The 26,593-nt window shown below is 62.3% G+C and carries 20 protein-coding genes; 14 read left to right on the top strand and 6 right to left on the bottom strand.

The window, feature by feature from the left end:
- Nucleotides 1-262 precede the first annotated feature (262 nt).
- Entirely contained in the window at nucleotides 263-1,615 is a 1,353-nt protein-coding gene (locus tag E3T33_RS11495; protein WP_092322806.1) for a bifunctional diguanylate cyclase/phosphodiesterase, read from the top strand.
- Nucleotides 1,616-1,715: 100 nt separating this feature from the next.
- Here the strand turns inward: E3T33_RS11495 and E3T33_RS11490 are convergent, their stop codons facing one another.
- Nucleotides 1,716-3,191, bottom strand: coding sequence for a calcium-binding protein (locus tag E3T33_RS11490; protein ID WP_092322808.1), 1,476 nt, complete (start codon nucleotides 3,189-3,191; stop codon nucleotides 1,716-1,718).
- Between the two features lie 276 nt (nucleotides 3,192-3,467).
- Here E3T33_RS11490 and E3T33_RS11485 point away from each other — a divergent pair, with 276 nt between their 5' ends.
- From E3T33_RS11485 to istB, 13 genes are all read left to right on the top strand, one after another.
- The gene (locus E3T33_RS11485; protein ID WP_092322809.1) at nucleotides 3,468-4,916 is read left to right on the top strand and encodes a polysaccharide biosynthesis tyrosine autokinase; all 1,449 of its coding nucleotides are present in this window, start codon (nucleotides 3,468-3,470) and stop codon (nucleotides 4,914-4,916) included.
- Nucleotides 4,916-5,521 (top strand): hypothetical protein, encoded by a 606-nt coding sequence (locus tag E3T33_RS11480; RefSeq protein WP_092322811.1) that lies wholly within the window; start codon nucleotides 4,916-4,918, stop codon nucleotides 5,519-5,521. Before E3T33_RS11485 ends, E3T33_RS11480 begins: the two co-directional genes overlap by 1 nt.
- An 8-nt stretch (nucleotides 5,522-5,529) precedes the next feature.
- Nucleotides 5,530-6,492, top strand: a complete 963-nt coding sequence (locus tag E3T33_RS11475) for a hypothetical protein (RefSeq protein WP_134575337.1) — start codon at nucleotides 5,530-5,532, stop codon at nucleotides 6,490-6,492.
- Nucleotides 6,483-8,288 carry a nucleoside-diphosphate sugar epimerase/dehydratase gene (locus tag E3T33_RS11470; RefSeq protein ID WP_241982923.1) on the top strand — a complete coding sequence of 602 codons (1,806 nt, stop codon included), beginning with the start codon at nucleotides 6,483-6,485 and terminating at the stop codon, nucleotides 8,286-8,288. The genes E3T33_RS11475 and E3T33_RS11470 overlap by 10 nt, the downstream gene beginning before the upstream one ends.
- Nucleotides 8,285-10,294 (top strand): NAD-dependent epimerase/dehydratase family protein, encoded by a 2,010-nt coding sequence (locus tag E3T33_RS11465; RefSeq protein WP_092322816.1) that lies wholly within the window; start codon nucleotides 8,285-8,287, stop codon nucleotides 10,292-10,294. The genes E3T33_RS11470 and E3T33_RS11465 overlap by 4 nt, the downstream gene beginning before the upstream one ends.
- Complete coding sequence (locus E3T33_RS11460) at nucleotides 10,291-11,535, top strand: glycosyltransferase family 4 protein (RefSeq protein WP_092322818.1); 1,245 nt, start codon at nucleotides 10,291-10,293, stop codon at nucleotides 11,533-11,535. The genes E3T33_RS11465 and E3T33_RS11460 overlap by 4 nt, the downstream gene beginning before the upstream one ends.
- The gene (locus tag E3T33_RS11455) at nucleotides 11,528-12,580 is read left to right on the top strand and encodes a polysaccharide biosynthesis protein (RefSeq protein WP_092322819.1); all 1,053 of its coding nucleotides are present in this window, start codon (nucleotides 11,528-11,530) and stop codon (nucleotides 12,578-12,580) included. Before E3T33_RS11460 ends, E3T33_RS11455 begins: the two co-directional genes overlap by 8 nt.
- Before the next feature lie 6 nt (nucleotides 12,581-12,586).
- The gene (locus E3T33_RS11450) at nucleotides 12,587-13,687 is read left to right on the top strand and encodes an NAD-dependent epimerase/dehydratase family protein (RefSeq protein ID WP_092322821.1); all 1,101 of its coding nucleotides are present in this window, start codon (nucleotides 12,587-12,589) and stop codon (nucleotides 13,685-13,687) included.
- Nucleotides 13,684-14,817 carry a UDP-N-acetylglucosamine 2-epimerase (non-hydrolyzing) gene (gene wecB / locus E3T33_RS11445; RefSeq protein WP_092322822.1) on the top strand — a complete coding sequence of 378 codons (1,134 nt, stop codon included), beginning with the start codon at nucleotides 13,684-13,686 and terminating at the stop codon, nucleotides 14,815-14,817. The genes E3T33_RS11450 and wecB overlap by 4 nt, the downstream gene beginning before the upstream one ends.
- Before the next feature lie 11 nt (nucleotides 14,818-14,828).
- The gene (locus tag E3T33_RS11440) at nucleotides 14,829-15,917 is read left to right on the top strand and encodes a glycosyltransferase (protein ID WP_092322824.1); all 1,089 of its coding nucleotides are present in this window, start codon (nucleotides 14,829-14,831) and stop codon (nucleotides 15,915-15,917) included.
- Between the two features lie 9 nt (nucleotides 15,918-15,926).
- Nucleotides 15,927-17,174: a glycosyltransferase gene (locus E3T33_RS11435; RefSeq protein ID WP_134575336.1), complete on the top strand. Its 1,248-nt coding sequence runs from the start codon at nucleotides 15,927-15,929 to the stop codon at nucleotides 17,172-17,174.
- A gap of 385 nt (nucleotides 17,175-17,559) precedes the next feature.
- Entirely contained in the window at nucleotides 17,560-18,801 is a 1,242-nt protein-coding gene (locus E3T33_RS11430) for a helix-turn-helix domain-containing protein (RefSeq protein ID WP_134575335.1), read from the top strand.
- Entirely contained in the window at nucleotides 18,798-19,562 is a 765-nt protein-coding gene (gene istB / locus E3T33_RS11425; protein ID WP_092322828.1) for an IS21-like element helper ATPase IstB, read from the top strand. Before E3T33_RS11430 ends, istB begins: the two co-directional genes overlap by 4 nt.
- A 59-nt stretch (nucleotides 19,563-19,621) precedes the next feature.
- On the opposite strand, the gene E3T33_RS11420 is transcribed toward istB, so the two are convergent.
- From E3T33_RS11420 to E3T33_RS11395, 5 genes are all read right to left on the bottom strand, one after another.
- Entirely contained in the window at nucleotides 19,622-19,936 is a 315-nt protein-coding gene (locus tag E3T33_RS11420) for a hypothetical protein (protein WP_134575334.1), read from the bottom strand.
- 1,357 nt (nucleotides 19,937-21,293) lie between these two features.
- Nucleotides 21,294-22,661, bottom strand: coding sequence for an MATE family efflux transporter (locus E3T33_RS11410; RefSeq protein ID WP_092322833.1), 1,368 nt, complete (start codon nucleotides 22,659-22,661; stop codon nucleotides 21,294-21,296).
- Between the two features lie 45 nt (nucleotides 22,662-22,706).
- Complete coding sequence (locus E3T33_RS11405) at nucleotides 22,707-23,636, bottom strand: NAD-dependent epimerase/dehydratase family protein (protein WP_092322834.1); 930 nt, start codon at nucleotides 23,634-23,636, stop codon at nucleotides 22,707-22,709.
- 52 nt (nucleotides 23,637-23,688) lie between these two features.
- A complete protein-coding gene (locus E3T33_RS11400) occupies nucleotides 23,689-24,957 on the bottom strand; it encodes a nucleotide sugar dehydrogenase (protein ID WP_092322836.1) in 1,269 nt (422 codons plus the stop codon).
- 63 nt (nucleotides 24,958-25,020) lie between these two features.
- Nucleotides 25,021-26,256, bottom strand: a complete 1,236-nt coding sequence (locus E3T33_RS11395; protein WP_134575333.1) for an O-antigen ligase family protein — start codon at nucleotides 26,254-26,256, stop codon at nucleotides 25,021-25,023.
- Nucleotides 26,257-26,593: the final 337 nt, after the last annotated feature.

The raw sequence follows: 26,593 nt of genomic DNA, 5'->3' as shown, positions 1-26,593 counted from the left end.
CGTTAGCCGAATTCGGCTCGGCTAAATCCCACCGCGCAGGCGCGGCATAGCCGCCGCGCAGCCGACACATGAGCGCCACGCGTCCCAGTTCCCCGCTTGGGGGGTAGGACGGTCGTCCCGCCGGCAACGGGGGTGTTAAGGTTTCCAGAGGCACACTCGCCGCGACGCGAGCTCGACCAATGAAACTGGGCCCCATGAACCACCTTGCACCATCGCGCACACGGGATCCCCGAAGAGGCACCGCTCCCAGCGAGGTGCAATCGTGACCGTCCATCCCTCCGTCGCAGATCTGTTGCGCCGCGCCGAAGACGCCGAGCTCGCCCGCCGCGCACACCACGACGCGCTCACCGGGCTGCCGACGAGGCTCCTGCTCACTCAGACCCTCGAGCGGGTCCTGGCCCGGCGTGTGCCAAATGGTCCCGTCGCCCTCCTGCTCATCGACCTCGACAATTTCAAGTTCATCAACGAGTCCCTGGGCCACGACACCGGCGACGCGGTGCTCCTGCAGGCCGCGCAGCGGCTGGTCGCGGCGACCCGTGCCCAGGACACGGTGGCCAGGCTGGGCGGCGACGAGTTCCTGGTGCTGTGTGAGAACACGGATGCCGCGGGAGCGGGCATGGTCGCCGAGCGCATCCTGCACGCCATCCAGCTGCCCGCCGACGGGTACGGCGCCGAGGCGCGAGTGACCGGTTCCATTGGAATCGCCGCCGCCGCCCAGCGCCACGGCCCCACCGACCTGCTCCGGGAAGCGAGCGCGGCGATGCGGCTCTCGAAGAGCCGCGGGGGCAACCAGACAACCCTGTTCGACCTCCGGGTGGGCGGGGAGGCAGGGCGCCTGCTCGACATCGAAACCGCTCTCCGCGAGGGTCTCGAACGAGACGAGCTGGTGCTGCACTACCAGCCGATCCATACCCTTGCCGACGGGTCACTCAAGGGCGTCGAGGCGTTGGTGCGATGGAATCGCCCAGAGCACGGTCTCGTTCCGCCGGACGACTTCATCCCGATCGCCGAAGACACCGGCCTGATCGTGCCGCTGGGCGAGTGGGTACTGAACGAGGCCCTGCGGCAACTCAGCGACTGGAAGCGAGCCGGAGTGGTGCCGGCCGATTTCACGATTTCGGTCAATCTCTCTCCGGTTCAGCTGCTGCACGCGGGCCTCGTCGACCTGATCGATGCAACGATCGCCGAACACGGTCTCACCCATGACGACCTCGTGCTGGAGATGACCGAGACCGCGCTCATCCTGGACCGCTCGACGATGATGGACACCGTCAGCGCCCTTGCCGAGACCGGCGCCTCGCTCTCGATCGATGACTTCGGCACCGGATACTCCTCCCTCTCCTACCTTCGCTACCTCCCCGCCAAGCAACTCAAGGTCGACCGCTCCTTCGTCGCCGGCCTGACGACCAACCCCCGTGACGCGGCACTGGTCGCGGCGGTCGTGCGTCTCGCCCACGAGTTCGGGATGACCTGCGTCGCGGAAGGAGTCGAGACTCCCGAACAGCTCGAGCACCTCCGACTCCTCGGCTGCGACCTCGCCCAGGGATATTTCCTCGGCCGCCCGGCTACGGCAGAGGTGCTGACCCGCGCGTGGGCGCCGGCCACGGTGAACTGAGCAAGGGTCAGGCCCCAGACGTCCTGGATCTTCGGTAGCCCCGCCCCGCGCCCGCCACTACCGGGCGACGGGGCGAGACTATGCACAACGCCCTGAATCGTCAGCCAAAGACGACGTTTGCAACCAGGGTCTTCTCGGTCTCAATACTCACAGGGTTGGCCTCCATCGTTATCCCCGCAAAGCTCGCCGTGGCATTGACCGTCACGCCGGCTCCACGGGGAACCTTGAACTGGAACTCTCCTTGTGAGTTCGAAATACCGACGACTTGAATCATGCCGAAACTGGCAGTCCCGCTGCCTCCGGTGCCTGCAATGGAGAGGGAATTGTAGAGCGGCGTGATGAGGACATTTACTCCTGGGATGACTGCTCCAAGGTCATTCTTCACAACCACCTTCACCGTGACCAGTTCCGGCAAGACGTACTTGAGGGGCCCCATCTCATTTGATACCGAAAACACGCCGAGGTGGAAATGGAAGGGGCACGAGGTCGAACCATTTGCCTTGAGAATGAGGCCTTGCTTTGGCCCTCTGGGTGAAGAAAAGGCGAAGCTTCCCCCTGGCGTGATGTATGAGCCGGCATCGAAACCGCCGCCGCTGGGTGAGGCGACCCCGACAAAGCAACCAGCCATGTAGTCCCCGGGCGAGGAGACCGAGCCTGCAACGGTGCTCAGCAGGTGACTGAGATTGCTGATCAGGGAGCATGTCCAGTCACGCGTCTCACCCGTCTCAATCTCGCAGGTGTTTGTTCCGCTACCGCCTCGACTCGTGTCAGTTCCCAACCCGCCGGTGAGAGTGTCGTTGCCTGCACCGCCGCCCAGAGTGTCGCTTCCCGCACCTCCCACCAATGCATTCGCACCGTTGTTCCCCGCCAGGACGTCGCCCGCGGCGCCGCCAACAAGGTTTTCAACATCTGTCTTGATTGTGTCTCGTTCGCCGGTCACGCCGTCGTCCCCGGTGATGCCGTCGAGGTCCGCGACGACTCGAGTGGTGGCCTTGGCGTAGGAGACCGTGTCAGTCCCGGCGCCGCCATAGAACACGTCAGCACCGCCTTGGCCGACCATGGTGTCGTTGCCGTACCCGCCACTGATCGTGTCGTTGCCGGTCCCGCCGCTCATCGTGTTGTTCCCGCTGTTCCCGGTGAGGCGGTCGCTGCCCGAGCCGCCGGCGATGTGTTCGACGTCTGTCCGGATGGTGTCTTTCTCCCCCAACACGCCATCATCACCGATGACGCCGTCCAGGTCCGCTGTCACTGCGAGAGTCGTTCCTGAATAGGACACGGTGTCGCTGCCGGCGCCGCCGATGAGAGTGTCGCCGCCGCCCTGGCCGAAGAGAGCGTCATTGCCGAAACCGCCGTCGAGGGTGTCGTTTCCGCTGCCGCCGTAAATGACGTCGTTGCCACCCAAACCACAGATCACGTCGTTGCGGCTGGTCCCACGCAACGTGTTGTTCCCGGAGGTGCCGACGATGGTGCAAGTCTTCCCGTTCAGGGACGTGGCCGCGCTCGCGCTGGGGGCAACGACCGCGCCCCCGGTCATCAACAATGCCGTCAAGCCAACAATCGCGGTTATCGTGCGCATGGATGTCCGTTCACAGTTATGGGGGAGATCCAAATACTAGGGGCGGCCGCTGTCTCGCATCACTCCCAGAGCGAGGGGTATCGTCCTGCTCCCTTTCGACGGCCAGGCCAGCGAGCAACCCTGTCAGCGCCGGGCACGCTCTTCCCATCGGCACCCAAAGAAGGCACAGCGCTACCTCGCTAAAAGGGGTAGACAGCTCGAGGCGTGTGCAAGTATGGAGAACAGAAATTCCCACGTTCGGCAGTTTCCTTGAGTTACTACATTGGAGGCTGTCGCGTGGAATTGAAGGACTACGTCAGGATATTCCACAAGAGTTGGATCCTGATCCTCGCCTGCATGCTCCTCGGAATCGCCGGTGCGGCGGCATCCTCCATCGCCACCACGCCCAAGTACGTCGCCAGCACCCAGCTCTACATCTCGGTGCAGTCCGCCGCCGGCGCCGCCACCGGAGACCTCGTGCAGGGCACGAGCTTCGCCCGCCAGGCCGTTACCTCCTACGTCGACGTCGTCAACAGTGCCATCGTGCTCGACGAAGTCATCGCCGAGCTCAAGCTCGATCTCACCGCGGGCCAGCTCGCCTCGATGGTCGCGTCCAGCTCCCCGCTGAACACCGTGCTCATCGACATTTCGGTGACCAACAGCGATCCGGAACTCGCGGCCAAAATTGCGAACTCCGTGGGCCAGAACTTCAGCAAGATCGTCGTTGAGAAGCTCGAGAAGCCCGACGGCGAGGACGCCGTCAGCCCGGTCAAGATCGAAACGATCCAGCCCGCGATCGCGCCGACGAAGCCGGCCAGCCCGAACGTGCCCCTGAACATCGCGCTCGGACTGCTCGTCGGCCTGGCGCTCGGCATCGGTTTCGCCGTGCTGCGCAGCGTGCTCGACACGCGCATTCACAGCCTGCGCGACATCGAACTCGTCACCGAATCGCCGATGCTCGGTGGCATTACCTTCGACCCGGAGGCGAAGAAGCGTCCCCTGGTCGTGCACGCCGACCCGAAGAACCCGCGCGCCGAGTCGTTCCGCAGCCTGCGCACCAACCTGCAGTTCGTGAACGTCGAGGGCGGCCCGCGCAGCTTTGTCGTCACTAGCTCGGTTCCCGGTGAGGGCAAGAGCACGACCACGGCCAACCTGGCCATCGCCCTGGCCGAAACCGGCGCCCGTGTCGCTCTCATCGACGGCGACCTGCGCCTGCCCCGCCTGGCCGAGTACCTGGGCATCGAGGGGGGCGTGGGCCTCACCGACGTGCTCATCGGCCGCGCCGAACTCGCCGACGTGCTGCAGAAGTGGGGCCGCGGCAAACTGTTCGTGCTACCCAGCGGCCGCGTTCCACCGAACCCGAGCGAGCTGCTCGGCTCTGCGGCCATGGCCCGCCTGCTCGCATCGCTCACCGAGCAGTTCGACATCGTGCTCATCGACGCACCACCGCTTCTCCTGGTGACGGATGCCGCGGTGCTGAGCAAACTTTGTGGCGGCGCCCTGATGGTGGTCGCCTCCGGCCGCACCAAGCGCAACGAACTCGCCGCCGCGGTGAAGGCGCTCGAGCGGGTCGGCAGCCGGCTGGTCGGCGTGGTCATCACCATGCTGCCCACGAAGGGCCCCGACTCCTACGGCTACGGGCAGTACAGCTACGGAACCGTTCACGACGAGACCCTGGACAATCCCGAGGCGCCCGCCGAGAGCCGCGCAGTGCGCAAACTGCGGCGCAAGGTGAAGACCGCCTAATGCAGACCTTCTCGATTCTCACCGTGTGCTCCGGAAACATCTGCCGTTCGCCGCTGGCCGAACAGCTGTTGCGGTCGGGGCTGGCGCCCTGGCCGCAGGTGTCGCTTGCCAGCGCCGGCACGATCGGCATGACCGGGCATCCAATGACCGACCAGGCCGCAGCGCTGTCCCGCCAGTTCGGCGCAGACCCAGTGGCCCATGTTGCGCGGGAACTGTCCGCGCAGCACCTCGCCGACGCGAACCTCGTGTTCGCCATGTCCCGCGAGCACCGCCGCGCAATCGCCGAGCTCGCGCCGCGCGCCATCCGTTACACCTTCACCATCCGCGAGTTCGCTCGCCTGATCAGCGGCGTCACCGACCTCGACCTCGACGAGGCTGCCGGGCTGCCCGTCGATGACATCTCGGGCAGATTCGCCACGCTGGTCGAGGTCGCAGCCTCCCAGCGGGGGATCGCAGCCCCGCCCGTTTCCGCCGATGACGATGATGTTGTCGACCCGTACCGCCGAAGCGACGACACCTACGCCGAGTCCGCTCGGCAGCTGGTGCCCGCCGTCGATGCTGTCGTGTCGCTGTTCCAGCGTGCCGCGACGGTCGTGCGTCACTAGGCGACACCATGGCGCCGTTCAGGAAGAGGGGTCGCAACAGCCGGGCTCGCCGCGCCTGGATTGTCGTCGGGCTCGTCGCCTTTGTTCTGTTCGACATCGCCCTGGTCTACTTCGCCCTTGCCGGCCCCGCGCCCACCGAGTCCGCAGCCAAATCTCACCCGTTGGTCGAGCCCCTCGAGACCCAGCCCCCGGCGGTCGAGCCTGTCGAGACCCAGCCCCCGGTGGTCGAGCCTGTCGAGACCGTGCCCCCCACCCGCATGCTCGCGGCCCTCGACGGCTCCACCGCCTGGCGCGCCGGCACCGGCCCCTGCCCCGCCGCACAAGCGAGCCCCGAGCTCACCACCGACTCCGGTGCAACCTGGTCCGGCTCGAACGCCTCCATCAACACCGGCGCCTCGTCGATCCTCTCGATCAACGCCATCAACGCGAAGCAGGCGTCGATGGTGACCCTCGCCGCCGAGGGATGCGCTCCACAACTCGTGGGCACCTTCGTCGCCGGTGCCGAGTGGGCCGACTTCCCGGACCGACTCAGCGGCAACTGGTACGTCGACCCCGCCGATCGCGCCACCGTGCACAGCCCGGCCGGGACTTTTGCGGCACCCTGCTCCTTGGTGATCGCGCTCGCGCCACGCGGTGACGCCGACGGCGGCGTCCTCTGCGCCGACGGTGCGTTCGCCCGGACGAGCAACGGCGGCGAGGCTTGGGGCAAGGTAGCGTCGCTTCCGGGCGCCGTCAACCTGAGCGCCACGAGCGACGGCTATATCCTGGCCGCGGCCGACCAGAAGGACTGTGCGGGCGTGCAGGTTCTCTCCACACCGGAGGCCCTCGACGGCGCCATTACGCCCACCGGCTGTCGCGACGCCGCGTTCAAACCGGGAGAAGTCGCGCTATCGAGTGCCGACGGCGTCGTGTGGCTCTGGGCCGGCAACGCACTGAGCAAATCAAATGACGGGGGTGCCTCATGGCAATAAGTGATATTGCGACTCGCCGGATGCAGGCCATCTACGGCTCGGCACCGCTCATCCGATTCGGCACGCAGTACGCCTTCGATGCCGGGGCCTGGGCGGTCGCCCTCGTCGTGGCCGAGATCCTGCGCTACGAGTTCGTGTTGTCCCGCGTGTCCTGGGTGCCGCTCTTGGTCTTGTGCGCAGCCGCGCTCGCGGTCCAGTTCTTCGCCGGCTGGATGTTCTTCCTCTATCAGGGCCGGCACCCATACGGCAGCTTTGCCGAGCTTCGTGCCCTGCTGGGCGCTGTGCTTGTTGCAACGCTCGTGCTCGGCATTCCGGTCTTCCTCCTCGGCCATTCCGTGGGGATCCCGCGAAGCACGGTCATGATCGCCCTGCCGGCCGCGTTCATCCTCATGGGGGGCGTGCGCTGGATCAAACGTCTGCTGGTCGAGCGCTCTCTGGGGCCGGTTGCCGGCACTCAGAACGCGCTCATCTACGGGGCGGGCTACCTGGGCGCTGAAATCGTGCGACGCATGAAGACCGACAGCAAGTCTCCTTTCCTTCCGGTCGGCCTGATCGACGACGACACGCGCAAGCGCAACGTCTGGCTTGACGGAGTGCGCGTGCTCGGCTCACGAGACGCGCTAGCTGACGCGGCCCGCACGACCGAAGCTACGACCCTGGTGGTGACCATCGCCAAGGCGGACGCCGCTCTGCTGCGCGAAATATACGACGCGGCGAAGGCCGCGGGGCTCCAGGTCAAGGTGCTCCCGCCCCTGGAAGACGTGCTCGAGGGCAAGTCGCGCCTCAAAGATCTCCGCGATCTCTCGATCGCAGACCTGATCGGCCGACACCCGGTCGACACCGAGGTCGCCTCGATCGCCGGCTACCTCGCCGGTAAGCGGGTTCTCGTCACCGGGGCCGGGGGCTCGATCGGCTCCGAACTCTGCCGGCAGATCAAGAAGTTCGCCCCGAGCGAGCTGATGATGCTCGACCGCGACGAGACGGGCCTGCAGTCGGCGCAGATCTCGATCCTCGGCCACGGCCTGCTCGACACCAAAGACGTCGTGCTGGCCGACATCCGCGACGCTGAGGCCCTGGAGGCCATCTTCAGCGAACGCAGGCCCGAGGTCGTGTTCCACGCGGCAGCCCTCAAGCACCTGCCCATGCTCGAGCAGTACCCCGACGAAGCGTGGAAGACAAACGTGCTCGGCACGCTCAACGTGCTCGACGCCGCTCGCGCGGTCGGCGTCACGACGTTCGTGAACATCTCCACCGACAAGGCGGCAAACCCCACGAGCGTGCTCGGCCACTCCAAGCGGGTCGCCGAGAAGCTCACGGCCTGGGCCGCGCAGGAGACCGGGCTGACCTACCTCTCGGTGCGCTTCGGTAACGTAATTGGCAGCCGTGGCTCGATGCTGCCAACGTTCACCTCGCTGATCGAGGCGGGCGGCCCGCTCACGATCACCCACCCCGACGTCACCCGGTTCTTCATGACCATCCCGGAGGCCTGCCAGCTCGTCGTGCAGGCTGGCGGCATCGGCCGCCCCGCCGAGGTGCTCATCCTCGACATGGGTGAACCGGTGAAGATCCTCGACGTAGCCCGTCGCATGATCGACATGTCCGGCAAGGACATCGCGATCGTGTACACGGGCCTGCGCCCTGGGGAGAAGCTGCACGAGGAACTCATCGGCGACAACGAGTCCGGCGAGCGCCCCATCCACCCCAAGATCTCGCACGCGTCGATCGACCCGATTTCGCCGGAGAGGCTCAACAAGGCCCGCTGGAAAGAGCGATGCGCTGAAGCCGCTACCGCATGACATTTATTGAGTGGGTCGCCATAGTTGCAGCGCTGTGCATAAGTCTTGTCGCGCCCTACGCAATTAAGCCATTCCTGCAAAGACTGCGCGTGATTGATGTGCCGAACCACCGTTCGTCGCACACATCACCCGTATTGCGCGGTGTGGGTCTAGCGCCGATGCTGGGCGTTCTGGGCGGGGTCGGGATACTCGTCGGCCTGGGTCCGGAAGGTGGGAAGCAGCAACTCCTGATCGTGCTTCTAACGAGCGGCGCGGTTAGTTTCGTCGGCGTACTCGAAGACCTCAAGGGCGTGAGGATCGCGGTGAGGGCGGGCACGCAACTCCTCATTGGCGCTTTCGCGACGTCGGCGCTTGCTGCTGCTTCCGGTTCGGATTGGTGGTGGGTGCCGATCGGCGCAATCGCTTTCGCCGGTTACACCAATGTGGCAAATTTCATGGACGGCATCAACGCTATTTCCAGTCTCCATGGTGTTGCGGTCGGTCTGGCATTTGTCGCGATCAGCGTCATGACCGACATTCGTTGGCTCCTTCCGGCCGGCCTGGTTCTCGCAGCCTCGTTCGCTGCATTCTTACCGTGGAACCTTATGCGCAATCGGGTTTTCCTTGGGGATGTGGGCAGCTATCTGCTCGGTGGGACTATTGCCGTCATCGTGATCGCGGCTGTTCTCCAGGGGGCGCCACTAGTCGCAATGGTGGCTCCGCTGTCTATCTATCTGGTCGACACCTGTGCCACGCTCCTCCGCCGCATACTGCGCGGTGATGATTGGCAGCGAGCGCATCGTTCGCACGTGTACCAGAGACTCACCGATACTGGCCTTTCTCATTTGAGCGTTGCCCTGATCGTTACCTGCGCCACCTTTGTGACCTCCGCTTTGGGCCTGCTCGCACTTGCCGAGTCCGGATCTTTGCTTGCGTTTCTTGCCATCGCCGCATCGTCGGCGGCCTACTTGGCTCTGCCCCGACTGCGGGGTTGGGGAGCACCGTCCTTCACTCCGCCAACCGCAACGTTTCCCTCCGCGATTTCCACCCGTCCTCTGGCCATTTCGGCTCGGGGAAGGTGGGCTGTCGTCGGTGCGAGTGGGTTCATTGGGAAAGCTCTCGCGAAGGAACTCCGAGCCCAGGGCTGTGACGTGGTCGACGTGATTGCGCCGCGTCTGTTCTTGGACTCCGCAGCCACGGCTGACGAAGTATTGGAAGGCCTTGAATTCAGCTCTGAGGCAGTGAATTCGATGGCAACCGCCCTCGCTGGAGCTGACGTAGTTGTAAACGCGGCTGGGCTCGCTTTGCCCGGTTCCGCAGCGAGCGCTTCCCTTTCAGGGGCGAACGCTCTGCTCCCACTTGTGGTCCTCCGTGCCGCCGAGCAAGCGCACGCAACACGGGTCGTGCACCTGAGTTCCGCCGCCGTGCAGGGCCGGCGACAGATGCTGGACGAGTCGGTGGACACGAGCCCCTTCTCCCCGTACTCGCAGTCCAAAGCGCTCGGCGAGTCGGCACTTCTGGCCTACGTGGCGAAAGTAGCGGATATCCAAACCTTGGACCTGGTTATTGTTCGCGCTACGTCTGTTCAAGGGCTAGGGCGCGCGACGACCAGGCAGCTTCGACGTCTCGCCCGCTCGCCCTTGGCTTCGGTTGCGCGGCCGGGGGATGCGCCGACGGTCGTCAGCTCGTTGCGCGGTCTTGTCGAATTCGTGGCGCGCGTGGGCGCGTACCCGGGCACCGTACCAGGCATCGTACTGCAGCCGTGGGAAGGGATGACGACTTCGTCAGTGCTCGAGAGCGCGGGAACCCGGCCGCCCGTGGCAGTCCCCGCAGCTGTTTGCAGGTCATTGGTGACCTTGGGCTATGCGATCGGACACGTGTTACCTCCCGTGAACGGGCTCGTGCGTCGCGTGGAATTGATGTGGCTCGGTCAGGAGCAGGATGCGCAGTGGGCTCGCACCGTTGGCCTTGAACAGAATTCCTACGTGGCGGATGTCCTGGCTGGCGCGCCGGAGAGGTCCAGTTGAAGCTCGGCATTCTCTCTCAGTGGTTCGATCCTGAGCCCGGGCCGGCAGCGCTCCCGGGTGTTTTCGCCCGCGAATTCATGCGTTCGGGGCACGACGTGAGCGTCTTGACCGGTTTCCCCAACTATCCCGATGGGAATCTCTATCCCGGGTACCGTCAGCGAATGCGTGCCGTCACGCGGGACGGCAACATGAGGCTCACGCGTGTGCCCCTCTATCCAAACCACAGCTCGTCTAGAGCCGGCCGCATCCTGAATTACGCAAGTTTCGCCGCTTCGGCAACTGTTCTTGGCGGCGATGCCTTGCGAGGAGTTGACGCGGTATGGGTATACAACTCACCCATCACGGTCAGTTTGCCGCTGCTCACGCACACGAAACTCGGCCGCGTACCAATTTTCCTTCACGTTCAAGACCTGTGGCCTGACTCACTCATGGAGAGCGGCATGTTCCCCGGTGGCAAAGCTGGCGCCGTGGCCGGAGCACTCATGCGACGAATCGTCCGGGTCACGGAGAAACGCTCTGCCGTTGTAGGCGTCATCTCTCCGAGTGTTCGAGACCTCATTCTCACGCGGCATCCCGAAATCTCACCATCGAAAATCGTGTACGTACCGAATCCGACGGATGAGTCGCTGTTCCGTCCGGTCTCTGAGTTCCGGAATGGGGCCGCTCAGCACGGCCCACAAGGGCAGTTCACGCTGATGTATGTCGGCGCGATTGGGGATGTCCAGGGCTTGGAAACGCTCCTTGACGCCGCTGAGAAACTCAAGTCTCTAACGCATATCCGGTTTTCGATCGTGGGCGATGGTATTGCGCGGTCGAGGCTGGAGCGCGACGTGCGCGGACGAGGGCTCACCAACGTCACATTCGCGGGTCGTATCTCAAAGCATTCCGTTCCTTCCGTGATGGCCTCGGCCGACGCGCAATTAGTGTCCCTGTCTGGTTCAGAGTTTCTGAGACACACGACTCCAAGCAAGATTGCTTCGCTGCTCGCATCGGAAGTACCGATCATCGGGCACATAGCGGGAGATGGGGCCAAGCTGTTGCAGGCCTCCGGCGCCGCCATCAATGTCGAGCCCGGAGATGCCGACGCCCTGGCCGCAGCGGTTGAAGAAATGGCAGGCCTGTCCGTACTGGATCGAAATCGCATGGCTGCGAGCGGTCGCCAATTCTATAACTTGAATCTTTCGGCGCAGGTCGCCGCGCACACAATTGTTGAAGCATTGAAAGGATCGATGAGTGAATAACCAAAACGATTACCAGGGCAAGCGAATTCTGATCACCGGAGGGACCGGATCTTTCGGCCACACCGTGACCGAAAAGCTCCTGACGCGTGATGTCGAAGAGATTCGCATTCTGAGCCGGGATGAGGCGAAGCAGGACCTCATGCGACACGAGATCGCTGACCCTCGGGTGCGGTTCTACGTCGGTGACATCAGGGATTATCTAAGCGTTGAGCGGGCCTCGCGAGATGTCGATTTCGTCTTCCATGCGGCCGCACTCAAGCAGGTCCCGTCATGTGAGTTCTTCCCGATGGAGGCCGTGCGCACCAACATCGTCGGAAGCGAAAACGTGGTCAGGGCTGCGGAGTTCTCAGGGGTGCAGTCGGTCGTGTGCCTGAGCACGGACAAGGCTGTATACCCGGTCAACGCGATGGGCATGAGCAAGGCGATCATGGAGAAGGTGGCCCAGTCGCACGGCCTCAACAACCCAAATGCGGAAACCACAGTCTCGTGCGTGCGCTACGGAAACGTTATGTACTCACGAGGTTCCGTAATTCCACTGTTCATCCGTCAGCTCAAGGACGGCAAGAATCTCACCGTTACGAATCCTGAGATGACGCGGTTCATGATGTCGCTTTCGGATTCCGTGGAGCTGGTCGAATTCGCCTTCCACGAGGCTAAGCAGGGTGACCTCTTCATCCGCAAGGCGCAGGCCTGCACCGTCGGCGACTTGGCACAGGCGACGATCAATCTGTTTAGGTCTCCTTCCCACGTGGAGGTCATTGGGACTCGGCATGCGGAGAAGCTCTCCGAGGCACTGGCGAGCCGCGAAGAACTCGCAAGGTCACAGGATATGGGCGACTACTTCCGTATTCAGGCCGATAACCGCGACCTCAACTACAGCATTTACGTCGAACAAGGCGATGTCGCACTGAGCGAATACACCGACTATGACTCGCACACCGTCGAGCGGATGTCCGTATCCGATGTCGAGGATTTGCTGCTCACTCTTCCTGAAGTGCGCACCGAACTCGCACTTGCGGGGCTCCCGACCGAGCGCGAGAGCTAGCCCGCGATGGATAAAGTGGCCCTCACGGGTGCCAATGGTTTCTTGGGCTGGCACGTCCGTGCGGCTCTTCATGAGCAGGGGACGACCTTCGCCGCATTCTCGGTTGGCGATGCGTTCGATCGCGAGAGCGCCATTCACGCGGTCGACGGGGCGACCCGACTGATACACATCGCAGGTGTGAATCGGGGGACCGACGACGAGGTGCGCGAAGGTAACGTGCGGTTCGCCCAGCAGGTCGCGGAGACGATTTCCGGTGCGAGCAAGCCGCCTTCCACCATCGTTTTCGCCAACTCGATCCAGTCGACAAACGGCAGCGTCTACGGCGCCGCTAAAGCGGCCGCGGCGACTATCGTACGCAAGGCTGCGGAGGTGGCTGGTGCTGAGTTTGAGGATGTCCAACTCCCCAACCTGTTTGGCGAGCATGGCCGGCCGTTCTACAACGCCGTTACCGCGACCTTTTGTCACATGCTCGCGCAGGGGGATCGACCCGTCGTGCAGCAAGACAACGAACTGACGCTGCTCCACGCGCAGGATGCTGCGGACTTGCTGACCGGGTACGCGACGAGCGAGGTTGCCGGATCACTCGAGGTCCGCGAGACTGTGACCGGCCTCCTTCGCAGGCTCGAAGGCATGGCGTCCTTATACGCTCATGGGGAGATTCCGGACGTCTCGAGCAGATTTGACCGCGACCTTTTCAATACCTATCGTTCCCACACCTTCCCCCGCCAGGCGCCCGTTCGACTGACTCGGCACGCAGACTCCCGAGGTTCGTTCTTCGAGATTGTGCGATCGCACGGCGGGTGCGGTCAGTCCTCATTCTCAACGACGGCCCCGGGCATCAGTCGGGGCGACCACTACCACCGACGCAAAATTGAGCGATTCACGGTACTAGCCGGCACGGCAACAATTGCCCTGCGTCGACTTTTCACTGACGAAGTCCACGAATTCCACGTGACAGGCGCCGAACCCGTTGCAGTCGACATGCCCACGATGTGGGCGCACAACATCATCAACACCGGACCCGGCGTGCTGTACACGTCCTTCTGGTCAAATGAAATATTCAGCCCTGAAAGTCCTGACACGATTGCGGAGACCGTAAGAAAATGACCAAAAGACTCAAAGTGCTCACTGTGGTGGGTACCCGTCCCGAGATTATCCGCCTCGCAGCGACGATCAAGAGGCTGGACAAGCACACGGATCACGTGCTCGTTCACACCGGCCAAAATTATGATTACGAGCTCAACGAGGTTTTCTTTGAAGACCTAGGGTTGCGTCGTCCCGACCATTTCCTCGCTGCCGATACGACTTCGCTGGGGGCCGTACTGGGTTCAATCTTGACGAAAGTCGAGGCCGTCTTGGCCGCAGAGAAGCCCGACGCGATGGTCGTCCTTGGCGACACGAACAGCTGCATCTCGGCCCTCATGGCTCGGAGAATGAAGATCCCCGTCTTCCACATGGAGGCGGGCAACCGCTGTTTCGATGAAAACGTTCCGGAAGAAGTCAATCGCCGACTGGTCGATCATGTCGCGGATTACAACCTTGTCTACACCGAACACGCCCGACGGAATCTTCTCGCTGAAGGCATTCATCCGTCGAGGATCTTGCTCACTGGATCGCCGATGAAGGAGGTGCTCAACGCCAACGCGACCGAGATCGCAGCGAGCGACGTGCTTGACCGCCAAGGGCTCACGGCCGGAGGGTATTTCCTGGTCAGTCTGCACCGCGAGGAGAACGTCGATAATCCGGATCGTCTGACATCTGTGCTGGATGCGCTGAGCAAACTCGCCGCCGAATACTCTCTGCCCGTACTTGTCTCGACTCATCCCCGCACGCGCAACCGCCTTGCAGCTCAACCGGAGGCGTTGAAGGGCGGGCTGACGTTCCACCCTCCGTTTGGATTCAACGACTATGTCCGGTTGCAGCAGTCAGCGAAGCTCGTTCTCTCCGACAGCGGGACAATCAGCGAGGAATCAACCATTCTCGGCTTCCCAGCAGTCACGCTTCGTGACTCCATTGAGCGGCCTGAGGCGCTCGACGCGGGGGGAATCATCACAGTAGGCGTTTCGTCCCGCGCCATTTCTGACGGGGTCCGTATCGCCCTGGAGGAATTCCGCATCGACGGTCCGACACCGCCGCCTGGGGAATATGCAATCGCAGACACGTCAAGACGGGTACTCGCCTTCCTGAGGTCAACGGTGCACAGTCACAATGCCCGAACCGGCATTCGCATGTCCTAGGCGCACCCGCAATGACTAGACCGCGGATAGTGCAACACTCGTTCGGATCACCGGGCTCGGGTGGGCCGATTGGCGCACTCAACAGAATCCTGAACTCTGACCTGACGAATACGTTTGAGTTTCGACACGTGGCCCAACCACGCCCCGCGGGGGGAATCAACTTGGGGCTCGTGCGCGAAATGTCACGCCAAATGCGCGAGTTTCGTCCCGACCTCGCCCACGTTCGTGGCTTGGGGAATGAGGGATTTCACGGCGTTCTTGCGGCGAGGATGGCGGGTGTGCCGCGGATACTCGTTTCCGTTCACGGCTCTGTTGGCGACTTGGTGTATGGCGCGGGGGGGCTACGGCAGCAGATTGTTTTTCGCGGACTGGAACCATTGACCTTGCGGATGGCGTCCCACGTATCAACTGTTTGTGAGGACGCACTAAGGAAACCGATTCTTCGGCCAGTCGCACAGAAGATCATCGGGGTAGTGCCAAACGGTGTTGACCCAGTGACAGCCTCAGCGAGTGATCGTGCGGCGTCGCGACGGAGTTTAGCCATCGGAGACGATGACATCGTCTTGATAATCGTGGCGAGACTCGTGCGAGACAAGGGCCACTTGGACTTGCTTCAAGCGCTCATGACGATTGAGTCCGGCCCGCTGGACGCTGATGCGAAGGTTCACTTGGTCGTCGTTGGGGATGGACCCGACTCCGCAGAAATATCGCGGCAGGCGCGATTGTTGACCCGCTTTCATGTGCACTTACTGGGCCGCCGACATGACGTGGCGGCGCTGCTAGCCGCGGCCGATATCGCTGTGATGCCGAGTTGGCACGAAAACATGTCGAATGCCCTGCTCGAGGCCATGGCCGCTGGCCTACCGGTGGTGGTAACGAGCGTGGGAGGTAACACAGAGGTTCTCGCGCAGGGGGGAGGCCTCCTTGTGCCGCCCTCCGACGAGAGAGCCCTCGCGGAGGCGATTCGCCGTCTTCTCGTTGACGTCGCACTGAGAGAAGCTCTTGGAGTCGAGGCGCGGACGGTTTTCGAATCGAGATACACAACAGGCCACATGACCACCCGCCTCTCGGAGATCTATAATCTGATACTGGAAAGTTGACCACACACAATGGACAATCCTTCGCGAAGCGATGTCGTGCTCCTCGGCTTCACGGTGCGCGACGACATCCTGGAAACCATCGCGGAGCGGAGCGCAGTATTGCCGACGCAGACACACAAGTTTGCGTGGAACCTTGTGAGAGGAATTCAGTCGGCAGGCATGCGCGTCAGTCTGGTTTCGGCGCTTCCTGTGCCTAACTACCCCGAGTATCCGGAGATCATCATCCGTTCCCGGCGCTTTGCCGAACATGGCGTCAACGGGGTCACCTTGGGTTTCGTCAATCTACTCGTACTGAAACACCTGACTCGACTGTGCGCAGGTACTGTCCAAGGAATTCCGTTCATCGTGAGCCAGCACGCTGGGACCATGGTTGTCCACGGAGTTCACACCCCCTTCCTGCTCCTCGCCAGGCTGTTGAGGCGGGCACTCGGGCTGAAGATCTGCCTCGTCATGACCGATCCGCCGGGTTTGGTGAGGGCAGTCGATGGCCGTTTGACTCGACTACTCAAGCGCTTCGACCAAGGAATCGTGAGGAAGCTCGCTTCCGGCTTTGACGGGGTAATCGCCCTCACCTCTGCGTTGGCTGATGACTTCGCCCCCGGAGTGAACAAGTTGGTCATGGAGGGGTTCGCAGATCCTGAAATTTCGAAGGTCCCTAGGCCTTCCGGCACTCCGTCCAGCGTGTTTCGCGTCGCCTACGCTGGCGGAATCAGCGCCGAGTACGGCGTCAGCAACCTCGTCAGCGCGTTCCGAAGCTTCGCTGACCCCAACATGCGTCTCGATCTATATGGCAGGGGACCCTTGGACTTGTGGGTTCTGGAACAGAGCCGACTGGACGAGCGGATTTGTCATCACGGCGTCGTTCCACACAGTGATCTCATGCCGTTCCTTCGAGGAGCGTCGCTGCTTGTGAACCCGAGACCGGCATCCCAAGGCTTCGTGAGATACTCGTTTCCGTCGAAGCTGCTGGAGTATCTCGCTCTTGGAGTGCCTGTGGTAACGACCAGACTGTCGGGTATTCCGGACCGTTACTATTCGTATCTAGAGTTCCCTGTGGACGATTCCACGGAAGCGCTCAGCGCTGCAATCTGCGCGGTCCGAGCCGATCGCTCTGCCGCAAGTGATCGCGCAGTCCTCGGCCAGCGCTTTGTGATGAGCGAGAAGTCTCTACATGCCCAAGGGAAGCGCATCGCAATCTTCCTTCAAAGCCTCAACGCGCCAAGACAGCCAGATCGGACGCTTAGCGAGTCGGTCTAGTCGAGTGTCTTTCTCGCGCGCGCCTTTCTTAAGGAACCGATGGGTGATCGGCGAATATGGCGGCGACGGCGTGGCGTCACTCGCTCGCCGTGACTAAAGCCGTGGGGTGTCGGCCATTGCGGACCGAAGAAATTCACGCACGTTGGATTCCTGTGATTGCGTCCACGCGAAAGACAAATGACCCGGGTCTGCATATACCGGAATCGATCCAATCTTCACGGCGCAAAACTGGCGATCGCAAAGCTTGTCAATTGTGTTGAACAGGTGGGTCCCCCAAGTGAGTCGCGCGCCGCGCAATGCAGCGATTGACTCAAGTGTGTTAACGCCGACTGAAAACAGGGCCAGAAACGCCAACTGAAAATAGGGCCACCAACCATTATGGAAGGTGATCAAATTGGATGATTGGGCAAAGATTCGCCACCTGCATTCGACGGGGAAGCACTCGAAGCGGGAGATAGCCCGGCTGGTCGGGGTGTCCCGGGGAACGGTGGATCGAGCGCTGGCCGTGGACCGGGCACCGACGTATCAACGGGAGCCGACCGGGTCGAGCTTCGACGCGTTCGCCGCCCAGGTGCGGGGGTTGCTCGCGGCGACGCCGACGATGCCGGCCGCGACCGCGGCCGAGCGGGTGGGCTGGTCAGGGTCTCCGTCGCTCTTCCGGGCCAAGGTCGCCGAGCTCCGACCGGACTACGTCGTGCCGGACCCCGCGGACCGGCTCGTGCACCCGCCCGGGTTCCAGGTCCAGTGCGACCTGTGGTTCCCGCACGAGGACCTGCCGCTCGGCCATGACCAGATCGACACGCCACCGGTGTTGGTGATGACGTCGACGTTTTCCGGGTTCATTCAGGGGCGCATGTTGCCGACCCGGACGACGCCGGATCTGCTCGGCGGAATGTGGTCGTTGGTGCAGGAAGCTGGGGCGGTTCCGACCCGGTTGACCTGGGACAACGAGTCGGGCATCGGGCGCGGCAAACTGACCGAGCCCGCCTCCGCGTTCGCCGGCACCCTCGGCACCCAGATCAAGCTGTTGAAAGCCCGGGACCCCGAGTCCAAGGGCATGGTCGAGCGGATGAAGCAGTTCTTCCGCAGCCGCTTCATGTCAGGCCGGGCATTCACCTCGCCCGACGACTTCAACGAGCAGCTCGCCGCCTGGCTGCCGGTCGCGAACAACCGGCTCTCCCGGTCCCGCAGAGGCCGGCCCAACGACCTGATCAGCATCGATCGAGCCGCGATGCGGGGCTTGCCGCCGATGGCGCCGGAGGTCGTGTTCCGTAACAGCGTCCGGTTGCCGCGGGACTACTACGTTCGCGCGTTCAGCAACGACTACTCCGTCGACCCGACCATGATCGGCCGCGTCGTGGACGTCAGCGCGAGCCTGGACACCGTCTCTGTTCACCACGACGGCGTCCTCATCGCCGAACATCGCCGGAAGTGGGCTCGTCAACTGACCGTGACCGACCCCGCGCACGTTGCCCGCGCGGCCGAGTTGCGCGCCCAGTTCCAAGCCCAACGCGCCCGCCGGCCCACCGTCACGGCGGTCGTCGAGACGGCGTCGCTGGCCCGTTACGACGAGCTGTTCCGGGTTGACATTGAGACCGCCCCGACCGAGTTGGCGGTCGCGTCGTGATCGGTCCGGAAGCGGCATCGCAGATCGAGTACTACGCCCGCGCGCTGCGGGCTCCCCGGATCAGCGAAGCGTTCCGGCGGCTGGGCGAACAGGCCCGGGACGCGGGCTGGTCTCACGAGGAGTACTTGGCCGCGGTGCTCTCCAAGGAGGTCTCCGAACGCGAAGCCTCCGGCGCCGGGCTGCGGATCAAGGCCGCCCGGTTCCCCGGCCATAAGACGCTCGAGGACTTCAACTTCGACCACCAGCCCTCAGCGGATCGGAACCTGGTCGCGCACCTGGGCACGAGCGTGTTCCTCACCGAAGCGAAGAACGTGGTCCTGCTCGGCCCACCCGGGACCGGGAAAACGCACCTCGCCGTCGGCATCGGGATCAAGGCCGCCAAAGCCGGCCACCGGGTCCTCTTCGACACCGCGACCGGCTGGGTGAGTCGTCTGCAAGAGGCCCACTCGCGGGGGAAACTCGCCGCCGAACTGATCCGGTTGCTCCGCTACAGTCTGCTGATCGTCGACGAGGTCGGCTACATCCCCTTTGACCAGGACGCCGCGAACTTGTTCTTCCAGCTCGTGTCATCCCGCTACGAACACGCGTCACTGATCATGACGAGCAACCTGCCGTTCGCCCGCTGGGGCGACGTGTTCGGAGACCTCACCATCGCTTCCGCCATGATCGACCGCATCGTTCACCATGCCGACGTGATCAGCCTCAAGGGCAACAGTTACCGGCTCAAGCAACACCAACCCGCCGCGACTACGGCACACTAGAACCACACGAGAGTGGCCCTATTTTCAGTTGGCAGAAATGGCCCTATTTTCGGTTGGCGTTAACACAAGTGCTGCTTTTTGTGCAGCAGGGGCTGTTGGTCGATGCTGTTGCCAAAGTAATCGGACGCCTGTGCAGCGAACAAAACATTCGACAGGTATAGAACAGATGCGCCAGCCTGCTGCGCCAGCGACTTCCACTCGAGTGGCGAGAGAATGACGAGCCCGGCTAAAACAGTAGCCACAATCAATACTGAGAGCGCGGGGGTCAGGCGGCGAAGTCGCGCTGCCCAGAGAGCACGAAGGTCAAGTCTTCCGGGCCGGTCGACTTCACGCAGAAGGTTGGCCGAAATCACCCGAAATGATGAAGAAAACATCGACGCCGGTGAATCCCCCTTCGAAGCCAGGAAGCGCGGTATGAAAAGCAACCACCGGCACAATGGCAAGCGCTCGCAAGCCGTTTATGTTCGGACGGAAGTGAGGTTTCTCACTCGGCGAGGATGGTTCGCTTCCTGCTCCGCGCATTAGCTTCGCCCACTTGCTTCTCGCTGTGCCAAACAGCGGATCAGGAAGTCATGAATGGAACCGGCGTATCGCTCAGGTGAAAACTTCTCGCTGGCTTCGCGTGCAATAGAGCCGCGGTCGAAGCTGTACGGCTCCCGCAGTACCTCAGACACAGTTCGAACTAGCGAGGGGAGTTCCGCGGAAGGAACCACTCTTGCGTTGCTCCTATCGACCAAGAAGTCCGCCAAGTCACTTGTTATGTTCGCCATGACTGGAGTGCCCAGTAGCAAGCTCTCTGGGACCTTTGAGGGGAAACCGGCTTGAGCGTACCGTTGTTCCCGTCTCTGCAGGACTGAGAAGTGACTACCTGCAATTATTCGGCGGGCCTCTCCTGATGGGAGGCGCCCCAGGAACTCTACGCATTCGTTGTCGATCGAATCAGCAAGATCTGCCCCAAGTAGGGTTTTCGCAGCGCTATTGCTTAACCCGACGATCTTGATACTCAGCTGCGTAGCGTCCAGCGCGAGTTCGCCCGGCAAGCGAACGAGGTTCCGAAGCGATTGTTGGTCCTTCCTCCCGGGTGAGCCTACGTAGCACAGCCGCATGGGGCGATCGCGCAACGCGGGGCTGTCCGCGTCCCTTGGCAGCGTGAACAGAGGGGGAACTCGCAGGGTAGGAAGCCGGTTTCGATTGAAATGCTGTTCAAGGAAGCGGCTGATCACAATCACGCCGTCTGCCCGAAACGCGGCAAGGCGCATTGACACGGCATTCGCAGCGGCGAAGGGCCCGAGCCTCCCGCCCGGGAGATGCGACGACTGGTACCACTCGACAGCGTCAATGACGAGTGGAATCCGTCGGCGGCGTGCCAGCGGAATCAGGCGCATCAGATAGCCGAGTGATGTGCCGTAAGTGAGGATGACATCTGGGGCTGGGTCCATTTCCTGAATCCACGCGCGGGTGGCCGCGCCCCAGGTAAGGCCTCGCCAGATTCGTTGGACTTTCGGCCAACTGGGATCTGGCACCTCAGCCAGCCGGGTGACGGACGTGCCGGGGATATCGTGGTCTTGAGTCAAGGCGTGACCGCGTCCAGCGGATCCAACGCTCACTCGGTCCCCGGCCCCATTCAGCGCGTGAATGATCCCGGCCATGCGCTGCGCATCGGCTGAAGCTGACGGAAAATCGACCGGGCCGACATACGCGACATGTAACGGTCGGCGCGGGGAGGGTGATTCATGCTCTTCCACTTGTCGCCGCCCGTCGCATCGTGGCTCTGTAGCCGAGCAGCGCTGCCGGAACGATGAAGGTCACGTAAGCGACTACTCCCGCGAGGGGGATGCCAGGCAATCCGAACAGCGAGTACGACATGAACTTGAGTGGTACCGACAGAAGCGCGAAGAGCGTCCAGCCGACGAACTGATAGCGAAGGAGTCCGGCGCTGTTTTGCACGCTGAAATAGGGTGACGCGAATGCCATCACTATCGACCACAACACCAAACTGACAGCCAGAGTCAGCGAGATAGTGTGTCCGTTGCCCAACCAGAGGGAGGTGATGAAATCCCGTCCGAACACAAGAATCACACCGCCGATGCCTACCGCACCCACGGAGAGGAGCATCATTGTTTTGGTCGCGCGTCTGACCCAGTCGGTATCCCCTCGGGCGAGAGCATCGCCATTTGCAGGCCACAGCGGCAACGCCACGAGCGTGATGGCGAGTGCGAGTAACGAGAATAGTTTCGTAGTCACCGAAAACTCGCTCACTGTTTCAAGGTCGCTGACGTTCGCGAGGATGAGGTTGTCAACGTTAAGTGAAAGAGAAGTCAGAATAGAGAGAAAAAAGAACGCAAGGCCAACTCGCAGGAGGGAGGCCACGGTGCCGGAAGAAGCGTCGCGGAATGTGGGGGTGAGTTCCCGGTGTTCGAGCGCGTAGTAGATAACATTGTTTATCAGAATCACTGCGGGACTGGAGAACACCGCTGCGGCAATGATGGCCCCATAACCCAAGCCAAGGAATGCAGCAGCATAAACGGTAAGGACTGTGAGAGCAGAGCCCGCGACTTGCCAGACGTTACTTTTCCACGCCTCTTGGAAGGCGTATTGCACGCGCTGAACGAGGGAAAGTGGAATCGTTATCGCAAATGCAGACAGACAGAGGCCGGCAACAAGTTCGATGGCGCCTGGATCGAGGTCATTGCTCGCCCGCGTGAAGTGGGTCCAGTCGAGGGCCGGGAGCACTAACCAAATGATAGCCAAGAGGAGGAGGGCAATCCCGCCCAGCGCCACGTAGGCCGTGCTAATTAGGGACTTTGCCTTCGCGAAGTCACGTGTCGCCGCCGCCGCGGCGAGACGTGTGAGTAGCCCGTTTCCTAATCCGAGATCTGCGAACATCGCCATTGCCGTGATCGAGGTAACGATCATCCAAAAGCCGAATAAGTCCGCCCCCAGGTATCTTAAAGTGACTGGAATCGTCAGGAGCGGAGCGGCGAGCGTCAGTAGGCGAGACCCCAGGCCAGTCGCTATCCCAAGCGCGAGCGCCTTCGTTCGTGCCTTGCCGTGGATCTCGGGTCCATCTGCAACGGAGGAAGCCGTTGGCCCGCTCAAGACACTCTCCGCGCACGGGCTTGACTAGCAGGTGTTAGCAAGCGCTTATTGCCCCATGTACCAGTCGTAGACTTCGCGGAGCGCTTCGACAAACTCAGGTCGCTCGACGTCGGGGAGTAACGATTCGAGCAGAGTCGACGATGCTTGCGAATGAGTCACGTCGCCCGCCCGTCGCTCGACGTACTCCACACTTATCTTCTTGGGGTGCATCTCCTGAAGAAGATCGACAACAGTATTCAGTGACGTACGGCCGCCAAACGCGAGGTTCACGGGCGTGCCGTTTGTCACCGTCCGCAGGGCCGATTTCGTGAGGGCATCCGTCACGGCATGGATGGAGGTGAAGTCCCGAGATTGGTCGCCATCTCCGAAGATCGTGAGGGGGGCGTCCTCCTTGAGGGCGGCCAGGAATTTGGGAATCACCGCTGCATACACGTGGTCGGCGCGCTGAAGGGGGCCGAAAATGTTGAAGAAGCGGAAGGCGACAGTGGCCAGCCCATAAGTCGTGGAGTAGGCGTTCGTATACGCCTCGGTCGCGAGCTTAGTCACTGCGTAGGGGCTGAGAGGCAGCGTGGCCAGCGACTCGACCTTGGGCAGTGTCGGGTTGGCGCCGTAAACCGATGAGGAGGAAGCGACGCTGACATGCCCGACGTTGTTCGCCCGCGCAGCCTCGAGGACGTTCAACGTCCCGTTGATATTGACCGCATTCGTGGAGAATGGATCCTTGATCGACCGGGGCACCGATGGCAGAGCGCCGAGATGAACGATCGCATCGACCCCGTCACTCGCACGCAGCACGTCATCGTAATTGCGGAGGTCTCCTTCTATCTCCTGGACACGTGAGGACTGCACCGCCCGGCGGAGGCCCGTTACGTAGTTATCGAGAGTGCGAACCCGATCGATCTCGGGCTGCTGCAGCATCCGGTCAACGAGGTTGGTTCCGATGAAGCCGCAACCGCCGGTAATGAGGATTTCCATGTGTCTCCTAGACCTGAAAGTTGTACGTCGAGCTCGGTCAGTCAGGGCTTGCTTAGAGGGTGCGCACGTTCGGAGAGCGCACGCGGTTCTTGGTGTCGAGCACCGGGGTATCGCTCGCGGCGAGAACATCGAGATCGAATTCATCGTGATCAGTGATGAGGAGTACGACATCCGCGTGGGCCACGGACTCAGCCGTGAGGTCCGACTTCGTTATGCCCTCTGGCCAGCGGTAACTCTCCACGTGGTCATCGACCGCGCTCACGATCGCCCCGTAGCCTCGAATGAGCTCGGCGATGCGCAGTGAAGGCGCCTCACGGATGTCTCCGGTGTTCTTCTTGTACGCCAACCCGACAAGAAGAACCCGTGAGTCCTTCATCGCCTTACCGTCCTCGTTCAGGAGTTCCATCATTCGCTGCACCACGTACTGCGGCATGTTGTCGTTGACGTCGTTGGCAAGTTCCACGAACCGGAAGTTCTGGCCGAGTTTGCGTCGCACCTGCCAGGACAGGTAGCTCGGATCGACCGGGAGGCAGTGTCCGCCGACGCCCGGCCCGGGGGTGAACTTCATGTATCCGAAGGGCTTCGTGCTTGCCGCCTCGATCGACTCCCAGACGTTCACGCCCAGCTGATGCCCGAAGATTGCCAACTCATTCACCAGCGCGATGTTCACGTGCCGGAACGTGTTTTCAAGGAGCTTCGTGAGCTCAGCTTCCTTGGGCGAGCTGACCGCTACGGTTTGGTTGACCAAGTCGTCGTAAAAGCTCTGTACGTGGGCAAGTGAGGCCGCATTCACGCCCGAGACGACTTTGGGGGTCTCGACAAATCCCCACGTCTTGTTGCCCGGATCAATGCGTTCGGGGCTGTAGCCGACGTAGAAATCCGTCCCCGCAATCAACCCGGACCGCTCCTCCAGAAGCGGGACGAGAAGCTCCTCCGTTGTCCCGGGGTAGGTCGTTGACTCCAGGATCACCGTGGCGCCAAGCGACAGGTGGGCTGCAAGCGACTTGCTGGACTCCTCGATGAATGTGAGGTCGGGAAGGCTTTCGCGAAGGGGGGTTGGCACCGTGATGACGGCGATTCCGAAGTCTGCAGTGTCGACGTAGCTCGTCGTGGCCAGGTATCGGCCCGAATCGATCGCGGTCCTGAGTTGCGCATCCGAGATATCGTCGACGTAAGACTTGCCTTCCAGTAGGCTGTTGACGCGTTTCTCGTCCAGGTCGATGCCGACGACGGTGTACCCGACTTCGACAGCTCGCATGGCGACGGGGAGGCCGACGTACCCTTGTCCAACAATGACGACTTTGCGGTCTTTACTTGCCATTTCCCCATGTCCTGCAGTGTCGTGCGATCGACAGGCCTCAGTCGCGGACCCCTGTCGAAGTTATCAGAAGCGCGATCTCGCTGCTGCGCGCCGCTCCTCCCCTGGGCGCTCGGGCTCGGCTGAATACGGCTGGCCCTGTAAAACTGAAATGCGGGAGTACAAGGCCAAGACTATCCACCCCGCGGCTGATAGCTCCCAGTGGCCCGAGAGGTACATCGGCGCGCTCACAAGAAGAATCGAGCCGACCAGCAGCGAGCGAAGGCGAATGGGAGCGCCTGCGGTGGCAGACGTCAGTGCGCTGATGTACACGCCTAGAAAGAGAACTATGCCAACGAGTCCCGTGCCGGTGCCGATTTCAAGAATGACGTTGTGTGCGCCGATCCCCAGGTCGCTCACTGTGCGGAACCCACCAGCACCCACGCCTGTGAGAATATTGTCTCCGAGTACCTCCCGTGCGGCCGGCCAGACGGTGAGGCGGCCTGCCAAGTCCCCGGTACTCCGTGCCGAATCCGCGTCTACCACTTTCAGGACCGCATCCGCTAGCCCCGTGGCAATTGCCCCGCCGGTAATACCGACGGCGACCCAAGCTAGGCCCAGCGTTAGCGGAGGCCTCATCCGATATATGACGAGCCACACGACGAGCAAAGCTGCGGCAAGGAAGGCTCCACGTGTTCCGCTGAACCAGATGGCCATGCAAATCGGGACGGCGGAAACGGCGAGCAGGGCGCGAACCCTCTTGTCGCGCAAGTCTGCCCAGAGAAGGATGATCACGGCCAAGCCGACAGCAAGTGCGTAGGCGACGTAGTTGATATTGAGACCCTCGATGCCCAAGCGTGCATTCGAGAATTCCGAGCTGACGCTTGCGGATGGGTTCTGGCGGAAGAGTTGATAGGTTGCAACAAGGCATCCCGCTAGGTATCCCCAGGCGATCAGCAGAAGTCCCCGACGGGTGAAGATCGAAGTTCGAATCGCGAGGAAGATCGCGAGGACAGCCAGGTGGTTCTGAATAGCGAGCCCGGTCGCTTCAGTATTGAGCGCCCACGTCTGGGAGATAACGCACCAGAGCGTGAATGCGATGGCAAACAAGTTTGTGGCGTCCACCTTCATCGACAGCAGCCTCGTTGCCAGAATCGCGACACACGCCACCGCTCCCCAGCGGAGGACAATCTCTGGACTGGCGGCCGCCAAGGAAGCGACGATCGCGAGCGCAACCGCGCGCCAATCCGTCCAGCGAGGGGCGCCTGAATCCTTGCCACGGCCAGCGATAGTCACGCTCGTTGCGCGCGTTCCCAGTTTCACAGGTCAAGACTACGGGGTTCCGCCGGAGCCTCATCGCCCGCGTCCTCTTTGTCTCGCACCTTGCCATCGATACAAAAAGGCCGAGGCTTAGTCGGCCGATGTGACCCTCGCCCGAATGACGCGGTCGCCTGTTTGTCCCGCGCTTTGGGGGTGCCTGTAGGGTGACAGCCTCCCGCAGTTCAGGGCATAGTGTCGACAAACACGAGTGATCCTCATATTTGGGAGAAACATGAGAACACGTTTGGGTCGGCCGATTGGGTCCGCACCGACAGAATATCTTCCGGACGTCACTGCCAGCGCCTCCGGTGTTGAGCTGGCTCAAGCGCGGGCACTTGAA

Source organism: Cryobacterium sp. TMT1-2-1 (assembly GCF_004403955.1).
GTDB classification, from domain to species: Bacteria; Actinomycetota; Actinomycetes; order Actinomycetales; family Microbacteriaceae; genus Cryobacterium; species Cryobacterium psychrotolerans.
Note: the sequence above shows the minus strand (reverse complement) of the source record. Positions and strands in the feature narration are given on the sequence as shown.

What these genes read in the sequence shown, in the direction of transcription:
- E3T33_RS11440 (WP_092322824.1), top strand. Translation starts at nt 14,829, where the DNA reads ATGACTAGACCGCGGATAGTGCAACACTCGTTCGGATCACCGGGCTCG.
- E3T33_RS11490 (WP_092322808.1), bottom strand. Translation starts at nt 3,191, where the DNA reads ATGCGCACGATAACCGCGATTGTTGGCTTGACGGCATTGTTGATGACC.
- E3T33_RS11450 (WP_092322821.1), top strand. Translation starts at nt 12,587, where the DNA reads ATGGATAAAGTGGCCCTCACGGGTGCCAATGGTTTCTTGGGCTGGCAC.
- E3T33_RS11420 (WP_134575334.1), bottom strand. Translation starts at nt 19,936, where the DNA reads ATGTTTTCTTCATCATTTCGGGTGATTTCGGCCAACCTTCTGCGTGAA.
- E3T33_RS11465 (WP_092322816.1), top strand. Translation starts at nt 8,285, where the DNA reads ATGACATTTATTGAGTGGGTCGCCATAGTTGCAGCGCTGTGCATAAGT.
- E3T33_RS11435 (WP_134575336.1), top strand. Translation starts at nt 15,927, where the DNA reads ATGGACAATCCTTCGCGAAGCGATGTCGTGCTCCTCGGCTTCACGGTG.
- E3T33_RS11405 (WP_092322834.1), bottom strand. Translation starts at nt 23,636, where the DNA reads ATGGAAATCCTCATTACCGGCGGTTGCGGCTTCATCGGAACCAACCTC.
- wecB (WP_092322822.1), top strand. Translation starts at nt 13,684, where the DNA reads ATGACCAAAAGACTCAAAGTGCTCACTGTGGTGGGTACCCGTCCCGAG.
- E3T33_RS11400 (WP_092322836.1), bottom strand. Translation starts at nt 24,957, where the DNA reads ATGGCAAGTAAAGACCGCAAAGTCGTCATTGTTGGACAAGGGTACGTC.
- E3T33_RS11480 (WP_092322811.1), top strand. Translation starts at nt 4,916, where the DNA reads ATGCAGACCTTCTCGATTCTCACCGTGTGCTCCGGAAACATCTGCCGT.
- E3T33_RS11470 (WP_241982923.1), top strand. Translation starts at nt 6,483, where the DNA reads ATGGCAATAAGTGATATTGCGACTCGCCGGATGCAGGCCATCTACGGC.
- E3T33_RS11475 (WP_134575337.1), top strand. Translation starts at nt 5,530, where the DNA reads ATGGCGCCGTTCAGGAAGAGGGGTCGCAACAGCCGGGCTCGCCGCGCC.